General features: G+C 35.4%; 16 protein-coding genes and 5 tRNA genes. 4 read left to right on the forward strand and 17 right to left on the reverse strand.

The window, feature by feature from the left end; genetic code table 11:
- From J3U63_RS11830 to J3U63_RS11885, 12 genes are all read right to left on the reverse strand, one after another.
- Positions 1–85: GTP-binding protein (locus J3U63_RS11830; RefSeq protein WP_010312103.1), on the reverse strand; the 85-nt coding region annotated here is incomplete at its 3' end.
- Between the two features lie 183 nt (positions 86–268).
- Positions 269–344: transfer RNA gene (locus J3U63_RS11835), tRNA-Thr, on the reverse strand.
- Between the two features lie 3 nt (positions 345–347).
- Positions 348–422: transfer RNA gene (locus tag J3U63_RS11840), tRNA-Gly, on the reverse strand.
- Positions 423–478: 56 nt separating this feature from the next.
- Positions 479–563: transfer RNA gene (locus J3U63_RS11845), tRNA-Tyr, on the reverse strand.
- 33 nt (positions 564–596) lie between these two features.
- A tRNA-Thr gene (locus J3U63_RS11850) sits at positions 597–672 on the reverse strand.
- Positions 673–825: 153 nt separating this feature from the next.
- Positions 826–3,525 carry a bifunctional acetaldehyde-CoA/alcohol dehydrogenase gene (adhE, locus tag J3U63_RS11855; protein WP_267349047.1) on the reverse strand — a complete coding sequence of 900 codons (2,700 nt, stop codon included), beginning with the start codon at positions 3,523–3,525 and terminating at the stop codon, positions 826–828.
- Between the two features lie 289 nt (positions 3,526–3,814).
- Positions 3,815–4,618 (reverse strand): tRNA cyclic N6-threonylcarbamoyladenosine(37) synthase TcdA, encoded by an 804-nt coding sequence (gene tcdA / locus J3U63_RS11860; protein ID WP_267344655.1) that lies wholly within the window; start codon positions 4,616–4,618, stop codon positions 3,815–3,817.
- A gap of 111 nt (positions 4,619–4,729) precedes the next feature.
- Complete coding sequence (locus tag J3U63_RS11865; protein ID WP_267371634.1) at positions 4,730–5,305, reverse strand: hypothetical protein; 576 nt, start codon at positions 5,303–5,305, stop codon at positions 4,730–4,732.
- A gap of 91 nt (positions 5,306–5,396) precedes the next feature.
- Positions 5,397–5,807, reverse strand: coding sequence for a hypothetical protein (locus tag J3U63_RS11870; RefSeq protein WP_267371637.1), 411 nt, complete (start codon positions 5,805–5,807; stop codon positions 5,397–5,399).
- Between the two features lie 576 nt (positions 5,808–6,383).
- Positions 6,384–6,509, reverse strand: a complete 126-nt coding sequence (locus tag J3U63_RS11875) for a hypothetical protein (RefSeq protein WP_267349051.1) — start codon at positions 6,507–6,509, stop codon at positions 6,384–6,386.
- Between the two features lie 279 nt (positions 6,510–6,788).
- Positions 6,789–8,144, reverse strand: a complete 1,356-nt coding sequence (locus J3U63_RS11880; RefSeq protein WP_267371639.1) for a PFL family protein — start codon at positions 8,142–8,144, stop codon at positions 6,789–6,791.
- A gap of 36 nt (positions 8,145–8,180) precedes the next feature.
- Entirely contained in the window at positions 8,181–8,450 is a 270-nt protein-coding gene (locus J3U63_RS11885) for an ACT domain-containing protein (protein WP_065634040.1), read from the reverse strand.
- Between the two features lie 145 nt (positions 8,451–8,595).
- Between J3U63_RS11885 and J3U63_RS11890 the strand changes: the two genes are divergently transcribed.
- Positions 8,596–9,810 carry a pyridoxal phosphate-dependent aminotransferase gene (locus J3U63_RS11890; RefSeq protein WP_267371641.1) on the forward strand — a complete coding sequence of 405 codons (1,215 nt, stop codon included), beginning with the start codon at positions 8,596–8,598 and terminating at the stop codon, positions 9,808–9,810.
- Positions 9,811–10,276: 466 nt separating this feature from the next.
- Here J3U63_RS11890 and J3U63_RS11895 read toward each other — a convergent pair whose 3' ends face one another.
- Positions 10,277–11,038 (reverse strand): M48 family metallopeptidase, encoded by a 762-nt coding sequence (locus tag J3U63_RS11895; RefSeq protein WP_267334321.1) that lies wholly within the window; start codon positions 11,036–11,038, stop codon positions 10,277–10,279.
- A gap of 190 nt (positions 11,039–11,228) precedes the next feature.
- On the opposite strand from J3U63_RS11895, the gene queA reads away from it, so the two are divergent.
- Positions 11,229–12,266: a tRNA preQ1(34) S-adenosylmethionine ribosyltransferase-isomerase QueA gene (gene queA, locus J3U63_RS11900; RefSeq protein WP_267334320.1), complete on the forward strand. Its 1,038-nt coding sequence runs from the start codon at positions 11,229–11,231 to the stop codon at positions 12,264–12,266.
- A gap of 86 nt (positions 12,267–12,352) precedes the next feature.
- Here queA and J3U63_RS11905 read toward each other — a convergent pair whose 3' ends face one another.
- Entirely contained in the window at positions 12,353–13,039 is a 687-nt protein-coding gene (locus tag J3U63_RS11905; RefSeq protein ID WP_267344662.1) for a M48 family metalloprotease, read from the reverse strand.
- A gap of 139 nt (positions 13,040–13,178) precedes the next feature.
- Here J3U63_RS11905 and tgt point away from each other — a divergent pair, with 139 nt between their 5' ends.
- Both tgt and J3U63_RS11915 read left to right on the forward strand, forming a co-directional pair.
- Entirely contained in the window at positions 13,179–14,315 is a 1,137-nt protein-coding gene (gene tgt / locus J3U63_RS11910; protein ID WP_267334318.1) for a tRNA guanosine(34) transglycosylase Tgt, read from the forward strand.
- A gap of 73 nt (positions 14,316–14,388) precedes the next feature.
- Positions 14,389–14,465: transfer RNA gene (locus tag J3U63_RS11915), tRNA-Pro, on the forward strand.
- A 272-nt stretch (positions 14,466–14,737) separates the two neighbouring features.
- Here the strand turns inward: J3U63_RS11915 and J3U63_RS11920 are convergent.
- Genes J3U63_RS11920 through J3U63_RS11930 form a run of 3 tightly spaced genes read right to left on the reverse strand, consistent with a single transcriptional unit; the run spans position 14,738 to position 16,738 of the window.
- Positions 14,738–15,055 (reverse strand): hypothetical protein, encoded by a 318-nt coding sequence (locus J3U63_RS11920; protein WP_267371643.1) that lies wholly within the window; start codon positions 15,053–15,055, stop codon positions 14,738–14,740.
- A 55-nt stretch (positions 15,056–15,110) separates the two neighbouring features.
- Positions 15,111–15,437, reverse strand: coding sequence for a hypothetical protein (locus tag J3U63_RS11925; RefSeq protein ID WP_267371645.1), 327 nt, complete (start codon positions 15,435–15,437; stop codon positions 15,111–15,113).
- A gap of 14 nt (positions 15,438–15,451) precedes the next feature.
- Positions 15,452–16,738, reverse strand: a complete 1,287-nt coding sequence (locus J3U63_RS11930; RefSeq protein ID WP_267349056.1) for a PAAR domain-containing protein — start codon at positions 16,736–16,738, stop codon at positions 15,452–15,454.
- Positions 16,739–16,787: the final 49 nt, after the last annotated feature.

Genomic DNA, 16,787 nt, shown 5'->3' on the forward strand with positions numbered 1-16,787 from the left:
TTAAAGTTGTTTTACCATGGTCAACGTGGCCGATTGTACCAACGTTAACGTGGGGTTTTGTACGTTCAAATTTTTCTTTAGACATTTATCGTCCCTCAAATGTAATACAAATCGGTGGTGAATCACCACATTAACCAAGTATCATATTTAATATCAATATAATACTAACTTAAAATTAGCTCTGAATGATAACAGATAAAGCCATCGAGTGACAAGCTTTAAAGCAGTCAAATTCGATATTTTTAGAAGTTTAGGAGATTAACAAGAATGGTGCTGATAGGCAGATTTGAACTGCCGACCTCACCCTTACCAAGGGTGCGCTCTACCAACTGAGCTATATCAGCAATTGGAGCGGGCAGCGGGAATCGAACCCGCATCATCAGCTTGGAAGGCTGAGGTAATAGCCATTATACGATGCCCGCATGTTCAAACTCGGCTACCTAAATGCTTCAATTAGCTATTGCTAATATTAGATATGTGGTGGTGGGGGAAGGATTCGAACCTTCGAAGTGTGACACGGCAGATTTACAGTCTGCTCCCTTTGGCCGCTCGGGAACCCCACCCCGAATCTTTATAATTTTGTTTACTTAGGAAAATGGTGCCGGCTGCCGGAATCGAACTGGCGACCTACTGATTACAAGTCAGTTGCTCTACCTACTGAGCTAAGCCGGCCTAAGTGCTGCGCATTATGGACTAGAACATTTAAGCTTGCAAGCAAAAAAATCAAATTTTATTTTGTTTGCTTAAAAAAAAATCAAAAACATAAAAAAAACCTGAAATTTAAGCTATTTCAGGTTTTTATTTAATCAAAAATAATATTTTAAATTATTTCTTCTTAGCGACTTTTTTCTTTGATTCAACTGCTACACCTTTAGCGGCAGTATGCATTGCAACATCCTCGCTGATGTCACCTTTATCTTGATATGGACGTCCATAATAAGTATCAAGTAGAATTTGTTTTAATTCAGCAATTAGAGGATAACGCGGGTTTGCTCCAGTACATTGGTCATCAAAGGCATCCACAGCAAGTTGATCAACTTGCGCTAAAAATGCTTTTTCATCTACACCAAATTCTTTAATAGAAAACGGTATATCAAGCTCTATTCTAAGTTGATCTAGCCAAGCGATCAGTTTTTCAACTTTCTTCTCATCTTTATCACTTGCGGATGTTAATCCTAAATGGTCTGCAATTTCTGCATAACGACTTACCGCTTTAGGATAACCGTATTGGCTAAACGTACCTTGTTTAGTTGGTTTATCGGTTGCATTAAATCGCACTACATTACTAATAAGCATTGCATTAGCAAAACCATGAGGAATATGGAAAGCAGCGCCAATTTTATGCGCCATTGAGTGACAAACACCTAAAAATGCTTGAGCAAAAGCGACACCCGCTAATGTTGCCGCACTATGCACTTTTTCTCGCGCAACAGGGTTTTTCGCACCATCTTTATAACTTGCAGGTAAATAAGTTTTTAACAAACTTAATGCTTGTAATGCTTGACCATCAGAAAACTCACTCGCCATGATAGACACATAAGCTTCTAAAGCATGAGTTACTGCATCATAACCACCCGCAGCACAAAGTGATTTTGGCATATTCATTACTAAATTAGCATCAACAATTGCCATGTTAGGCGTAATGGCATAATCGGCTAATGGATATTTTTGACCAGTTGCATCATCTGTTACCACGGCAAATGGTGTTACTTCAGAACCCGTACCCGATGTAGTTGCTACACAAATTAATTTAGCTTTTTTACCCATGTTAGGGAAGTGACAAGTACGTTTACGAATATCCATAAAACGCAACGCTAATTCATCAAATTTTGTTTCTGGGTGTTCATAAAGTACCCACATGATTTTAGCCGCATCCATTGGCGAACCACCACCCAAAGCAATAACAGTATCGGGTTGGAAGTCTGTCATTGATTGTGTTCCTTTACGAACAATACTTAACGTTGGATCAGCTTCAACATCAAAGAAGGTTTCGCAAATTACGCCTTGTGCTTCTAATTGATCAGTAATTTGTTTTGAATAACCGTTATTAAATAAAAATTTATCAGTAACTAAAAAGACGCGTTTTGCTCCTTGCTCAATTATTTCATTTAAAGCAACAGGTAGTGAGCCACGTTTAAAATAGATAGAACTTGGTAATTTATGCCATAACATATTTTCTGCTCTCTTAGCGATGGTTTTCTTATTAAGTAAGTGTTTCGGTCCAACATTTTCAGATACCGAGTTACCACCCCAAGAACCACAACCCAATGTTAAAGATGGCGCTAAATCAAAGTTATATAAATCACCAATACCACCATGTGCAGCTGGTTGGTTAATTAAGATACGACACGTTTTCATTTTGCTGCCAAAATAAGCAATTCGCTCACGATTACTATCTTGATCAGTATAAAGAACAGAGGTATGACCCATACCACCCATTTCAACTAATTTTTCGGCTTTTTCGACAGCTTCATTAAAATCTTTTGCTTTGAACATAGCCAATGTTGGTGAAAGTTTTTCATGCGCAAAAGGTTCTGACAAATCAACTTTAGTCACTTCACCGACAAGGACTTTTGCACCTGCCGGGGCTTTAAAGCCAGCCATTTCAGCAATCTTGGTTGCTGGTTGACCAACAATGTTAGCATTTAAAGCACCCTTATCATTTAAAATAATGCCTTGAACGGCTTTAGTTTCTTTAGCATTTAAAACATATGCACCATATTGTGTTAATAAACGTTTAACTTCATCGTACACAGAATCAACAACAACAATCGCTTGTTCAGATGCACAGATCATGCCGTTATCAAACGTTTTAGACATAAGTACAGAGGCAACAGCACGTTTTAAATCAGCCGTTTCATCAATAATAACTGGCGTATTACCTGCCCCAACACCTAGTGCTGGTTTACCTGAGCTGTAAGCCGCTTTAACCATACCTGGACCACCGGTTGCCAAAATAGCAGCAACATCATCGTGATGCATTAATGCATTCGATAATTCAATAGAAGGTTCATCAATCCAGCCAATAATATCTTTCGGTGCACCAGCTTTAATTGCAGCATTTAAGACTATTCGAGCAGCTTCAATAGTTGATTTTTTAGCTCTAGGATGTGGAGAAAAAACAATGGCGTTACGAGTTTTTAAGCTGATTAAAGATTTGAAAATTGCGGTAGAAGTAGGGTTGGTTGTTGGAACGATACCACAAATAATACCTAAAGGTTCAGCTAAAGTTATTGTTCCGTATGGTTCATTTTCTGCAACAACACCACATGTTTTATCATGTCGGTATTTATTTAGAATGTACTCAGCAGCAAATAAATTTTTAATGACTTTATCTTCTACTATTCCCATGCCTGATTCTTCTACAGCTTGTTGGGCTAGTGGGATTCTAGCTGCTGCAGCTGCTGTCGCGGCTGCGACGAAGATTTTGTCGACTTGCTCTTGAGTATAAGTTGAATAAGTTTCCTGTGCTTTTTTAACACGGGCCATTAACTCATTTAACTCATTCATGTTGGTTACTGCCATAGATTTCTCCTTGAAATTAAAAAAATAAATCTGGATCGTTTGGCTTCTTCCTTGAATTTTAAATGCTTCAGCATAACAACTAAACGAAATTGTCGTTATCCTAAATCAGTTTTTTACTTTATACAATAATATTGCACAAAAAATAAATATAGCAGACAAAATGAAAGTGATTAACAGAATAAATAACAACAAATATCGGTTATTTTTTTGATAAAAAACCATTTTTAGACAAAAATGGTCATGAGTTAACAATTAATGTTTAATATTAATAATATAGAGGGGTGTATCGTTATATTTTAGACAATTTATTTAACACATAACTAACTGCAACAAAACCAAAGGTTGCTGTAACGGTTGTAATTGCCCCAAAACCCGATGCACAATCCATTTTTTTCGCGCCATCGGCATCACTTTTGGTAAAGCAAATTTGACCATTTTTAGCTGGATAAGTGAGTTGTTCGGTTGAGAAAACGCAAGGAATTGAATATTTACCTTTACTGTCTTTATTGAGTTTATAATCGTTTTTTAAGCGTTCGCGTAACTTAGCCGCTAATGGATCTTGAATCGTTTTGGCTAAATCAACGATCCTAATTTGGGTAGGATCTTTTTGACCGCCAGCCCCACCAATCGTGATCACCTTTAACTTCTGCCGTTTACAATATGCCAATACCGCAGCTTTATCACGGACACTATCAATTGCATCAATGATATAATCATAACGTGGTAACTGTTTGCTGCCTAAATAGTCGCTAACATTATCAACATTAATAAAATCATCGATCTCATTAACAATGCATTCAGGATTGATCTGCAAAATTCTATCAGCCATAACCGCTGTTTTGGCTTTGCCGATAGTTGTTGTTAAGGCATGAATTTGACGATTGGTATTGGTGACACAAACATCATCCATATCAATCAATGTAATTTGACCCACACCACTACGCGCTAGTGATTCAGCTACCCAAGAACCTACCCCACCTATGCCTATCACGCAGATATGGGCACGAGCAAAAGAAGCCAATGCAGATTCACCATATAACCGCGCAATTCCGCTAAAACGTTGAAAGTAACTTTCAGAAAATGTGTTACGCATAATCACCATTGTTATATCGAAATTTTGCAATACTAGCAGTGCATAACGATTAACGCAACTAACGCTGCTATTCTTGTCATTGATGTTATCAGTATTAGACTGGTAAATTAACTATTTACGTCCTAATTTCAATATCTCTTCTACTATTTGTTTAGTATGGGTTTGCATATATTTTACTAAATGGTCATTTTTTTCATTAAGTAGAATGAGATAAAAACGATTACGAGCCAGATGGGTTGATTCATCATAAGTACTGACAATTAAATAACCTATACCATTTTTTGCATCAGTTCCTACGGCATAATAAACGTTACCTTCTTGAGTGACTTTCGGATCAGATGAACGCATTGCGATTTGCAATTTAAAGAGTTTTTGAGCATCTTGAGCATTGGCAACAATATCATCCATAATGATGAAATAATCTTCATAATAGGTTGCTGATTTAGGATCTTGCATGTACATAATTGCACGCTTATCATTAGGATTACCTGAACCACTATCACGACTTTGATTATATATATAATAGGTTTTATTGTGGAAATCTAATTTTTTGGGTAAATCATAAGTTGGTAATTTTTGATTAATTACCGTTAACATCGGACCATAATTGCTAGGTTGATAATTACTTTCTAAGGTCCCACAACCAAACAATAATATTGATATAAAACTGATTATAACTTTTTTCATTTTGTTTCCTTCATGAGCTAAGTAAAAACACAATAAAATAATAAAATTTTACTACGACTTTACTTACTTGCTGATTTGCTATCCTTTTTTGTTATGGTTTAGAAAATTTGATTAATTCATCTATTAGCTTGGTGGTTTGAATTGGATTTATTGTTTGGTAAAAATCACTATTTTTTGCATCAATGTGATACATTAAAGCCTTTATTACAACAAAGCCTTTTGCTTGGTCAAATTGTTGAGTATAGATATAGCGCCCATTTATTTTGGAATCAATACTTTCAACATATTTCACATTTTTGTAAGATTTAATTTCCGGATTTTCATTACCTCGTAGTTTTAATTGCGTTAAAAAAACTGTCATCGCATCTTGTTCATTATTGACAACTTCATACATAATAAAAATCCGAGCATTATCTACATCATTACTATAAAGCACGATCTGTCTTTCATTAGATTGCTGTGTTTTTTCTGTTTTATCTGTTTTTATTTTATTAAAATTCACATTGAAAAAATTTTTTGCTCAGATACTTGAATGGATGGCAATGCTTTATCGGAGCAAAGAATAAAAGTTTTATCTGATTGAGGTGCACTTAATACTTGATTAAATGATATGTTTAATACAAAGCATGCTGTAATAATAATTAAAAATCTTTTCATACACACCATTCTATTTGTTTGTTTAACAACCATACCTTTATGCTGATTATAAACTTTTTGAGTCTGTAAACAATTGATTATTCATTATCACTAAACGAAAGCATTTAACGTAAAATTAGCCGTTTTATTAGTTAACTTTATTTTTATACTGAAATGCATGTATTTCCTAAAACTTCTTTATAAAAGTACCATCATTGTTTTTACCAATTTGAAAATTGAAATCTTTCTCCCTATGATGAGCAATTGAACGGATATTATTTGCCATTTTACACCATTCAATCGGCGCTTTAACCTGGCTAAAAAATAAAAGGTTTAATCACATATTCGATATCGGTATGTGGCATAGCCACAACATAGGTTCAGTCAGTAGTACGGTTGAATATAACGATTCTCGTTGCTTAATAGCGAGTAAAAAGGAGTCTTACCCATAGCTTTCTAGTTTTAAAATAGGAAACGTAAAATCAAAAAATTGATCGGCATTGTCGTCGCGTTCATCTAACACAATGAAATTTTCAAAAAATAGTTGGTGGTTAGATTTATCTCCCATCTTATCCTACATATTGTGAAGCAAATTGCCAAACGCAGGCTTTACTGGTTACCACCTAAATTAAATCAACTTATTTTTTATATAGTTAATTTTAGAGAAGAAAAAATAAGGCTAATTGATTTGTTACCAAATAGTATCCATGTGATTGCTCGTCATAGGGGTAACCATAAAAAAGAAGAACAAGAAAATCGCGTTTTAGATTATCAGATAGAAATAATAGACAGAATGTTATGTGATACCTTGTCTTTTTCGATATACAAGGCATCACAAAATAATCGCTTAGTTTTTGAAGGAGTGAATTGGCGCAGGAATACGGCCGCCACGATTAATAAAATCGCATGAACTATATTTATTAACCGGCATAACGGGAGCATGACCAAGTAAACCACCAAATTCGATATTATCGCCAACCTTTAACCCAACAGCAGGAATAATTCTGACAGCAGTCGTTTTATGGTTGATAACACCAATTGCAGCCTCATCAGCAATGATTGCCGAAATAGTTTCGGCAGGCGTGTCGCCTGGAATCGCAATCATATCAAGTCCTACCGAACAAACACACGTCATTGCCTCGAGTTTTTCTAAATTCAGTGCGCCATTATTAACTGCATCTATCATACCAGCATCTTCAGAAACCGGAATAAATGCACCACTTAAACCACCCACATGACCACAAGCCATAACACCGCCTTTTTTAACAGCATCATTAAGCATAGCGAGTGCTGCTGTAGTGCCATGTGTACCAACAACTTCCAATCCCATTTCTTCTAAGATATGAGCAACAGAATCACCAATAGCAGGCGTTGGTGCTAATGATAAATCAACAATCCCAAATTTTACGCCTAAACGCTCAGAAGCTTCTTTACCAACAAGTTGCCCCATGCGGGTAATTTTAAAAGCGGTTTTTTTAATCGTTTCGGCAACGACATCAAAAGATTGGCCTTTTACTTTTTCCAGTGCGCGTTTAACCACACCTGGGCCACTGACGCCAACATTAATAACACAGTCAGCCTCACCAACGCCATGAAAAGCCCCTGCCATAAATGGGTTATCTTCAACCGCATTAGCAAAAACCACTAATTTTGCACAAGCCATACTGCTATTATTTGCAGTTAAACTAGCTGCTTGTTTGATAATTTGCCCCATCTGCTTAACTGCATCCATATTGATACCAGTTTGAGTTGAGCCGACATTAACCGATGAACATACACGTTCTGTTTGAGCTAATGCTTGCGGAATGGAGTTAATTAAAATTTCATCGCCTTTATGGTAACCTTTTTGCACTAAAGCCGAAAATCCACCAATAAAGTTAACCCCAACAGCTTTAGCTGCCGCATCAAGCGTTTTTGCAAACTCAACATAATCTTTATCGTCACTTGCACCTGCAATTAACGATATAGGTGTAACAGAGATGCGTTTATTGATAATAGGAATACCAAATTCTGAAGTGATCTCATCGCCAACTTTAACTAAATTTTTGGCAAGACAAGTAATTTTTTCAAAGATCTTTTGACGCGCTTTTTCACCATCACTATCAATGCAATCTAGTAGGGAAATACCCATGGTTATTGTGCGGATGTCAAGCTTCTCTTCCTCTATCATTTTAATGGTTTCGAGGATCTGTTTTGTTTCCATTAGTATTATCCTTCAGTAATGAGTATCAAATTTAGATTATAGGCGATGCATAGCATCAAAGATTTCTTCACGTTGAATATTGACTTTAACTTTCAGTTTTTCACCCGATTGAATTAATGCCGTTTTTACCTCATCAAAGCTCACTTTGATTTTAGATAAATCTAACAACATAATCATGGTAAAGTATTCATCCATAATAGTTTGGCTTACATCTAAAATATTAATATCCAATTCATAAAGCTTTTGACTAATACCTGCAATAATCCCTGTTTGATCTTTACCTATAACCGTTAAAATGGTTTTCATAACACTCTCCAGCACAATTTTTACACAGTTAAAAAATATTTATAGCGTTGATTATAATAACATCTTCAAAAATTATCGAAATAGGAGTAGATTGTTTTTTTTAGAAATAATAAAGACGATTACAACAAATTGAAAGGGCTGCAATATGGTAAATTTTCAAAAATCAAATAAATTGGATCATGTTTGTTATGATATTAGAGGACCTATTCTCGATCATGCCAAACGTCTAGAAGAAGAAGGACAAACGATTCTTAAACTCAATATTGGAAATCCCGCCCCATTTGGTTTTAATGCGCCTGATGAACTCCTTGTTGATGTAATTCGTAATCTACCAACTTCGCAAGGATATTGTGATTCCAAAGGTCTTTACTCAGCCCGTAAAGCAGTTATGCAACATTATCAAGCAAGAGGGGTTTCAAACATTGATGTTGAGGATATCTATATTGGTAATGGTGTATCAGAATTAATCGTACAATCGATGCAAGCCTTACTAAATAGTGGCGATGAAGTGCTAGTACCTATGCCAGATTACCCATTATGGACAGCTGCAATTAGTCTATCTGGCGGAAATGCCATTCACTATTTATGCGATGAAGAGGCCAATTGGTCACCCGATTTAGAAGATATCAAACGAAAAATCACGCCAAAAACAAAAGGGATTGTTATCATCAATCCAAATAATCCAACAGGTGCGGTTTATAGCAAAGGAGTATTACTAGAAATTGCCGAAATTGCCCGTCAAAATAATTTGATTATTTTTGCTGACGAAATTTATGACAAAATTTTATATGATGATGCAGTCCATTATTCTATTGCTGCATTAGCCCCTGATTTATTTGTTGTCACCATGAGCGGCTTATCAAAAACTTACCGTGTTGCAGGCTTTAGACAAGGTTGGATGGCACTTTGTGGTCCTAAACAACATGTAAAAGGCTATATTGAAGGCTTAAATATGCTCGCTTCAATGCGACTATGTGCTAATGTACCATTACAACACGCTATTCAAGGTGCGCTTGGCGGCTACCAAAGTATTAATGAATTTATTGTTCCGGGTGGTCGACTTTATGACCAGTGCATGTTGGCATGGCGTTTACTTAATGATATACCCGGTGTTTCGTGTACTAAACCACAAGGCGCTTTATACTTATTTCCAAAACTTGATCAACAAAAATTCAATATCCATAATGATCAAAAATTAGTGTTAGACTTTTTATTGCAAGAAAAAGTATTGTTAGTACAAGGAACTGGATTTAACTGGCATAAACCCGATCATGTTAGAATTGTGGCTTTACCTCATACTGGTCAGCTTGAAGATGCTATTGGACGATTTGCTAAATTCTTATCTAGTTATAAACAATAAACAAAATTATCTACTTTAGGATTCTCCCCCCCCTCTTTTTGCTGCTTGAGAATTAGAGGGGTTAAACAAAAACACTACAATTATATTTAATTAACTTAAAATCGTTTATTAATAAATTTTAATCGACACAAATTATCACTAACTAAATTTATCTATTACGGTTTAAACTTATTGTCTCAAATCTCGTTACACCAGCTGTACTGATACTTGCTCAACAAGATTATTTAAGAAATGATGCCAATATTCACTGCCAATTTATGCTAACGCCAATAAATCAGCTTGCCGCGAAGACTAACATTCTAATTGTTTGAATTAGTTGCTAAAAGAACATCTAAAATAGCATGATGATATAGGGTAATCACTATCAGCAGATTTTGTTAAAAAAGACGCTAAAGTTGAGTTTTTAACTCAACGTATTATAAAAAAAGCGCTATCAAAAGCGCTTTAACCGAAAAATGAATCAAATTTATTTTTTGATTCCAGCAAGTTTTGCACGAATATTTTCTGCACGATCTTTTGACGATGGGTGTGTACTTAAAATTGAAGAACTATCACCTTGAGCTGCTAATTTATCAAATGCAGTAGCAAGTCCTGCTGGATTAATCTTTCTTTTCACTAAGAAATCGAACGAGTAGTCATCTGCAGCGGTTTCTTGTTTTTGTGAAAATTGTGAATTGATAACTTTTGCAGCTAAATCACCTAATTGTGATTGAGAAATTGATGAAACTACACTGTTTCCTGATGCCGCAGCAGCATCACGAGCAATTTCAGTAGTATAAGCCACTTGCATTGCTTTTTTGCTATGACCTAAAGCAACGTGACCTAATTCATGACCGAGTACACCTTCAACTTCATTATCGTTCATCAAGTCCATCAGACCGCTATATACACGCACACAACCATTTGCCATTGCCCACGCATTAACATCTTTAGTTAAATAAACTTTATAATTAACTGGTGTACCCTCAACATTATTACCAAGCGCTTTAGCAATTTTATTGAGTCGTTTAGTATAAGTACTATTAGCCGGTGCAATTTTTGATTGAGCATCCATTTGAGCACAAGCTTCTTGACTTAATTGCTTAACATCATTATCACTTAAAGTTACCGCTTTAAGACCTTTCATCCCCAAATTAACTGCATCATTTGGGTTGATGTTACAACCGACTAAAGACATTGCTGCAACCAAAGGTAGCGTAACTAATAATGTTTTTTGATGTTTCTTCATACTCTTTTTCCTTTCCTTATATTATTAATAATCAACTTTTATCTAATTTTTAGTTAGATTCCAAAAATTTTAAACTAACTTGCGTAATAATCAATAAATAATTGCTTGTTTTATACTAGAAAAAAGAATTACTTGCTTACCTATATCAGGAAGCTTAGACTATTGGGTCATTTTTTTGAGGTATATAAATATGCAATTATCTGATTTTGACTTCACTCTTCCCAAAGAACTTATAGCCAAGCACCCGTCAGAAACAAGAAGTGCATGCCGTCTGTTATCACTTGATGGTGCAACAGGTCAGATAGAACATGGCGTCTTTTCCGATATTATCGATAAAATCAATCCTGGCGATTTACTGGTTTTTAATAATACTCGAGTAATTCCTGCTCGGGTTTATGGTAAAAAAGCCTCTGGTGGTAAAATTGAGATCTTAATTGAACGATTGTTAGATAATCATCGCGCGCTAGCCCACATAAAAGCATCAAAATCACCTAAAGAAGGCGCTGAATTAATATTAGGCGAAGATGCATCGGTTAATGTAATTATGCTCGCTCGGCACGATAGTTTATTTGAACTACAATTTCCTGATGATGTGCTGGCAATCTTAAATAAAATTGGCCATATCCCATTACCGCCTTATATAGATAGGCCCGATGACAGCCATGATCGTGAAGTTTATCAAACCGTTTACAGTAAAATACCGGGAGCGGTTGCCGCCCCGACTGCCGGATTGCATTTTGATCAACCTTTATTAGAAAAATTAAAACAAAAAGGTATTGAGATGGCTTTTGTAACCTTACATGTTGGTGCCGGCACATTCCAACCCGTCAGAGTAGAAAATATAGAATCACATGTGATGCACGCTGAGTATGCACAAGTCCCGCAATCAGTAGTTGACGCTGTTTTAGCATGCAAAGCAAGAGGCAATAAAGTCATAGCAGTTGGAACAACCTCGGTTAGAGCACTGGAAAGCGCGGCACAAAAAACTGGTAAGATTGCACCATTTTTTAATGACACTCAAATATTTATCTATCCTGGTTATCACTTTAATGTTATCGATAGCTTAATTACTAATTTTCACTTACCTGAATCAACATTAATTATGCTGGTTTCTGCGTTTGCTGGTTATCAAAATACAATGAATGCTTATCAAGAAGCTGTCAAACAACAATATCGTTTTTTTAGTTATGGCGATGCTATGTTCATTACTAAACAAAATCAACAATAACAGTTACGATTATTTCAATCTTTTACCTATTGCCGATTGAATATCAAAATTAGGCAGGTCTTTTTTAACTAAACAAGTTGTCAAAGTTACTTGCCACTCATCTTATCTAAAATATTATTGATACGCTTTAAAGTTGAAGGATGTGAAGCTGGATCTTTTACAGCATGAATAGGCATTTTAGATAACATACCAACTAAACCAATAGGATCAATGTTTTGGTTAACTAATAAGTCAAAAGCATAATTATCTGCCTCTATTTCATGTTGCTGAGCAACAGCTTCTTTTTGGAAGATAACAATTTCATTCACTTTGTCAGCAAGTTCGATGTAAGAAGCTTGTTGAAACGAACTAACAAAATGTTGTAAAGCAATATGAGCCTGTTCATGAGCAATAACTGCTTGTAATTCAGCATCATTTAATAGTTTTATTAAACCACTATTTATGCGAATACAACCATTGGCTGTGGACCATGCATTTGGCTCAGTATCAAGATAGACTTTATAATTTAATTTAATATGATTAATCGTTTGTGGTAATGTTAAGGCGACTCTATTTAATCGTTGGCTCATTTTATGATAACTAGCAGGAATTACTGCTTTTTCATCCATTTCCATACAAGCAAGCTGGCTCATTGCCATAATATCAGAAGGCGATAACCGACTCGCTACATCAGCAGAAATTAATTTTAAGGTACTTTTATTGTGACTTTGACAACCTACCAAACAAAATAGCAATACATAAACGAGCCAAAATAACGACAAAAAACTTTTCACAAACGTCAAAAACCTTCTAAATATTGTCTAATACGGTCAGCCACGCTAAACTAGGCGCCGAAAAATCATAATACAATGACGTATTATATCAATAATTCGCGCCAAACTGTTTATTTGGTCGCAAGAGGTTAACAAAAAAATGAAATTTGAATTAGATAATACCGACGGCTTAGCGCGTCGTGGACGAATGAAGTTCGATCGCCGTGGCGTTGAATATACAGTTGAAACACCAGCATTTATGCCGGTGGGTACTTATGGTACCGTCAAAGGTATGACTCCCGAAGAAGTCGCTGCAACCGGCGCACAAATCCTATTGGGAAATACTTTCCATTTATGGTTAAGACCGGGACAAGCAATTATGCGTAAACATGGTGATTTACATGATTTTATGCAGTGGCCAGGTCCGATTCTAACCGACTCAGGCGGATTTCAAGTATTTAGCCTTGGTGATATCCGTAAAATTAAAGAAGAAGGTGTCTATTTTCGCAATCCAATTAATGGCGATTCTATTTTTCTTTCGCCAGAAATTTCGATGGAAATCCAATATGATCTTGGTTCAGATATTGTCATGATCTTTGATGAATGTGCCCCTTTTCCAGCAGAGTGGGACTATGTCAAAAAATCGATGGAAATGTCTTTACGCTGGGCAAAACGGAGTCGTCAACGCTTTGATGAACTCGGTAATAAAAATGCCTTGTTTGGTATTGTCCAAGGTGGCATCCATCAAGAATTACGAGACATTTCAATTAAAGGATTAACCGAAATTGGTTTTGATGGGTATGCTGTTGGCGGATTAGCTGTTGGCGAGCCAAAAGCCGACATGCATCGAATTTTAGAAGGGACTTGTCCACAATTACCTGCTGATAAACCTCGCTATTTAATGGGTGTGGGTAAACCAGAAGATTTAGTTGAAGGCGTTCGCCGTGGTATTGATATGTTCGATTGCGTCATGCCAACACGTAATGCCCGTAATGGTCATCTATTTGTGACTGATGGTGTGATAAAAATCCGTAATGCTAAATATAAAGATGACACAACACCACTTGATCCACATTGTGATTGTTACACCTGTAAAAATTACACCAAATCTTATCTTCATCATTTAGATAAATGTGGTGAGATTCTAGGCGCTCGTTTAAATACTATTCACAATTTACGCTATTATCAACGCTTAATGGCAGAGATTCGAGAAGCAGTTGCTAACAAACGTTATGAAGAATTTGTTACCGAATTTTATCAACGTATTGGCAAAACACCAGCACCTTTCTCTATATAATTAAGCAAAGCGCATAATTTTTTAATGTAACTATTGACAGTTTATGGTTAGCAAAGTATTATGCGCATCCTAACGGCGAGTAGCGCAGCTTGGTAGCGCAACTGGTTTGGGACCAGTGGGTCGGAGGTTCGAATCCTCTCTCGCCGACCAATTTTAAATAAAAAAGCCTGCTCATTGAGTAGGCTTTTTGCTATCAGCATTTTAAAAATAAAAATTTCTTCTTATATTCTCTTATTTAACACAAACAACTATAAACTTACTCTTGATTAAATCACTGGTACTTATGGAGATAATTTTGGCTCAACCAACTCATTGTTCTTATTTAATTTATTTGATATCAACGTCGCTATATATTATCCAATTTTTTGTAAGGTAATGCGACAGTCGTTAATGGTGGAAAGCTTACTTCACTAAATTCATTATTATTTCCATTTTTTCTTTTTTTTATACTCTTTCGGGCTTTCTAACCAGGATATTGGAAAAGGATAAATAATTAGAAATATACATGCTGATAATAAAAGAGGACCATAATCTTGATTAGAACGAACAATACGCTCAAGTTCACATGCAATTATAATTTGAGCAACTGAAGCAACATAATTAAAAACCAACATGATACGCCTTTGCCATTTCAAACGTTTGTTATAGTGATAATCACTTATTGTATATTTTCGAAAACGATAAGTAATAATAGGCAAAATTGAGAAAAAGTAATACGCAATGTAAATCAATATAATCATCTATGTTATTTTTCTAGTCGTTAATGGTGAAAAGCTCACTTCACTAAATTCATTATTATTTCCATTTTTTTTTCTTTTTTAAATACTCTTTTGGGCTTTCTAACCAGGATATTGAAAAAAAGTTATAAATAATTAGAAATATACATGCTGATAATAAAAGAGGACCATAATCTGGATTAGAACGAACGATACGTTCAAGTTTACATGCAATTATAACTTGAATAAGCAGAGCAATATAATGGAAAACCAACATAATACGCCTTTGCCATTTCAAACGTTTGTTATAGTGATAATCACTTACTGTATATTTTCTAAAACGATAAGCAATAATAATAGGTATAATTGAAATAAAGTAATACGCAATGTAAATCAATATAATCATCTTTGTTATTCCTTTTATTCAATATGGCCATCAAAATATTGCCGATATGTAGTACCATCTAAGCGCGTGCACAGCGAGTAATTAGGTTGATCATCTGCATCAGATTCATTACCTGTAATACGTATTACTATTGCACAACTATCTACAATTTTCTCTATATTATCAATCTGTTCTGGTTTTGAAATATATAGATTTGTCTCACTACTTTCATTGTCTTTAACTAATATATTTTCAGCCTCTTCATAAATTTTATATAATGATATAACATCACTCAATATTTCAGAACCTAACAACCATTTATTCATCTGTCTATAGGCTTGTATCAAATCCTTTCTACCATAATGAAATAATTTGAATTTCGTTGAATTAACACGATTGTATTTATTGATTGCAAAACTTTTATCAATTTTAGGAACTAATTTAAGTTTACCATGTACAGATATACCTATATCAACTAAATCATAAGCCAAAGAACCTGTCTCTTTAGACATTCCTAATCCTTCCGCCGCATCTTGATACGCAGATTTTAAAAAACCATCCTCGCCGGTAACCCCTTCTTGAATACTATTAACACCATGCGCGGCAACATATGTGCCAAGTATACAACCCACACCAGTTGTGCACATTGCAATCCCTGTCATTATCAAGCCTGCACCGCCTAAAACACTTAGTCCCCGATCTAGCCAGTACAGGCTTTGATCCCATAAACTCTTTTCTTCAGATTTTATCGCTTTTGAGCCTTGTTCATAACTCATCGCTCCGCTTTCGACTTGATTTACAATGTGCGTGGCGAAATTATCAATATCATCAATAAAATCTTGTTTTATATTGTCATGGTAAAGGTGTTTTTCACAAACTTCATGCGCACAATCAAGTAAATTTTGAGCGTCAAGACGAATCTTTGTTTTATCCTCATTTGATGCTACTAATGAATTAATTTGTGTGGGAATATCAGTTTGCGCGATTGTTGAGAATGTATTATTAATAGGTTTTGAGTTATTTGTATAATTGGGGGTTGCCACATCAACAAATATCAGACTTTTGGTTGCAATAATTCGATTAACACCTATAGGCCGGCAACCACAAGCAATAATACACCCATCATAAGCAGCTGGCTTGCCATCAATGATTAGTTTATCGGTCGCCTCAATAATTTTCCCAGAACCGTTACACTTAGGACATGAAGCATAATCGCCTAAACATGCTATAGCATCGAGGCGGTTAAAACCTAGAACTGATGACGAAATAACTTTACCACCAGTTGTAGTATCATCACCGATTACAGCAACTTTTTTACTCATTACAATATCTCAACTTAACAAATTCTTAACAATTAACACTATATCATAT

It is taken from the genome of Gilliamella sp. B2838, assembly GCF_026536185.1.
Taxonomy (GTDB): Bacteria; Pseudomonadota; Gammaproteobacteria; order Enterobacterales; family Orbaceae; genus Gilliamella.

Bases quoted from the DNA above. Each gene is read 5' to 3' on its own strand.
- adhE (WP_267349047.1), bottom strand. From the start codon at position 3,525: ATGGCAGTAACCAACATGAATGAGTTAAATGAGTTAATGGCCCGTGTT.
- tcdA (WP_267344655.1), bottom strand. From the start codon at position 4,618: ATGCGTAACACATTTTCTGAAAGTTACTTTCAACGTTTTAGCGGAATT.
- J3U63_RS11865 (WP_267371634.1), bottom strand. From the start codon at position 5,305: ATGAAAAAAGTTATAATCAGTTTTATATCAATATTATTGTTTGGTTGT.
- J3U63_RS11875 (WP_267349051.1), bottom strand. From the start codon at position 6,509: ATGGGAGATAAATCTAACCACCAACTATTTTTTGAAAATTTCATTGTG.
- J3U63_RS11880 (WP_267371639.1), bottom strand. From the start codon at position 8,144: ATGGAAACAAAACAGATCCTCGAAACCATTAAAATGATAGAGGAAGAG.
- J3U63_RS11885 (WP_065634040.1), bottom strand. From the start codon at position 8,450: ATGAAAACCATTTTAACGGTTATAGGTAAAGATCAAACAGGGATTATT.
- J3U63_RS11890 (WP_267371641.1), top strand. From the start codon at position 8,596: ATGGTAAATTTTCAAAAATCAAATAAATTGGATCATGTTTGTTATGAT.
- J3U63_RS11895 (WP_267334321.1), bottom strand. From the start codon at position 11,038: ATGAAGAAACATCAAAAAACATTATTAGTTACGCTACCTTTGGTTGCA.
- queA (WP_267334320.1), top strand. From the start codon at position 11,229: ATGCAATTATCTGATTTTGACTTCACTCTTCCCAAAGAACTTATAGCC.
- tgt (WP_267334318.1), top strand. From the start codon at position 13,179: ATGAAATTTGAATTAGATAATACCGACGGCTTAGCGCGTCGTGGACGA.
- J3U63_RS11920 (WP_267371643.1), bottom strand. From the start codon at position 15,055: ATGATTATATTGATTTACATTGCGTATTACTTTTTCTCAATTTTGCCT.
- J3U63_RS11925 (WP_267371645.1), bottom strand. From the start codon at position 15,437: ATGATTATATTGATTTACATTGCGTATTACTTTATTTCAATTATACCT.
- J3U63_RS11930 (WP_267349056.1), bottom strand. From the start codon at position 16,738: ATGAGTAAAAAAGTTGCTGTAATCGGTGATGATACTACAACTGGTGGT.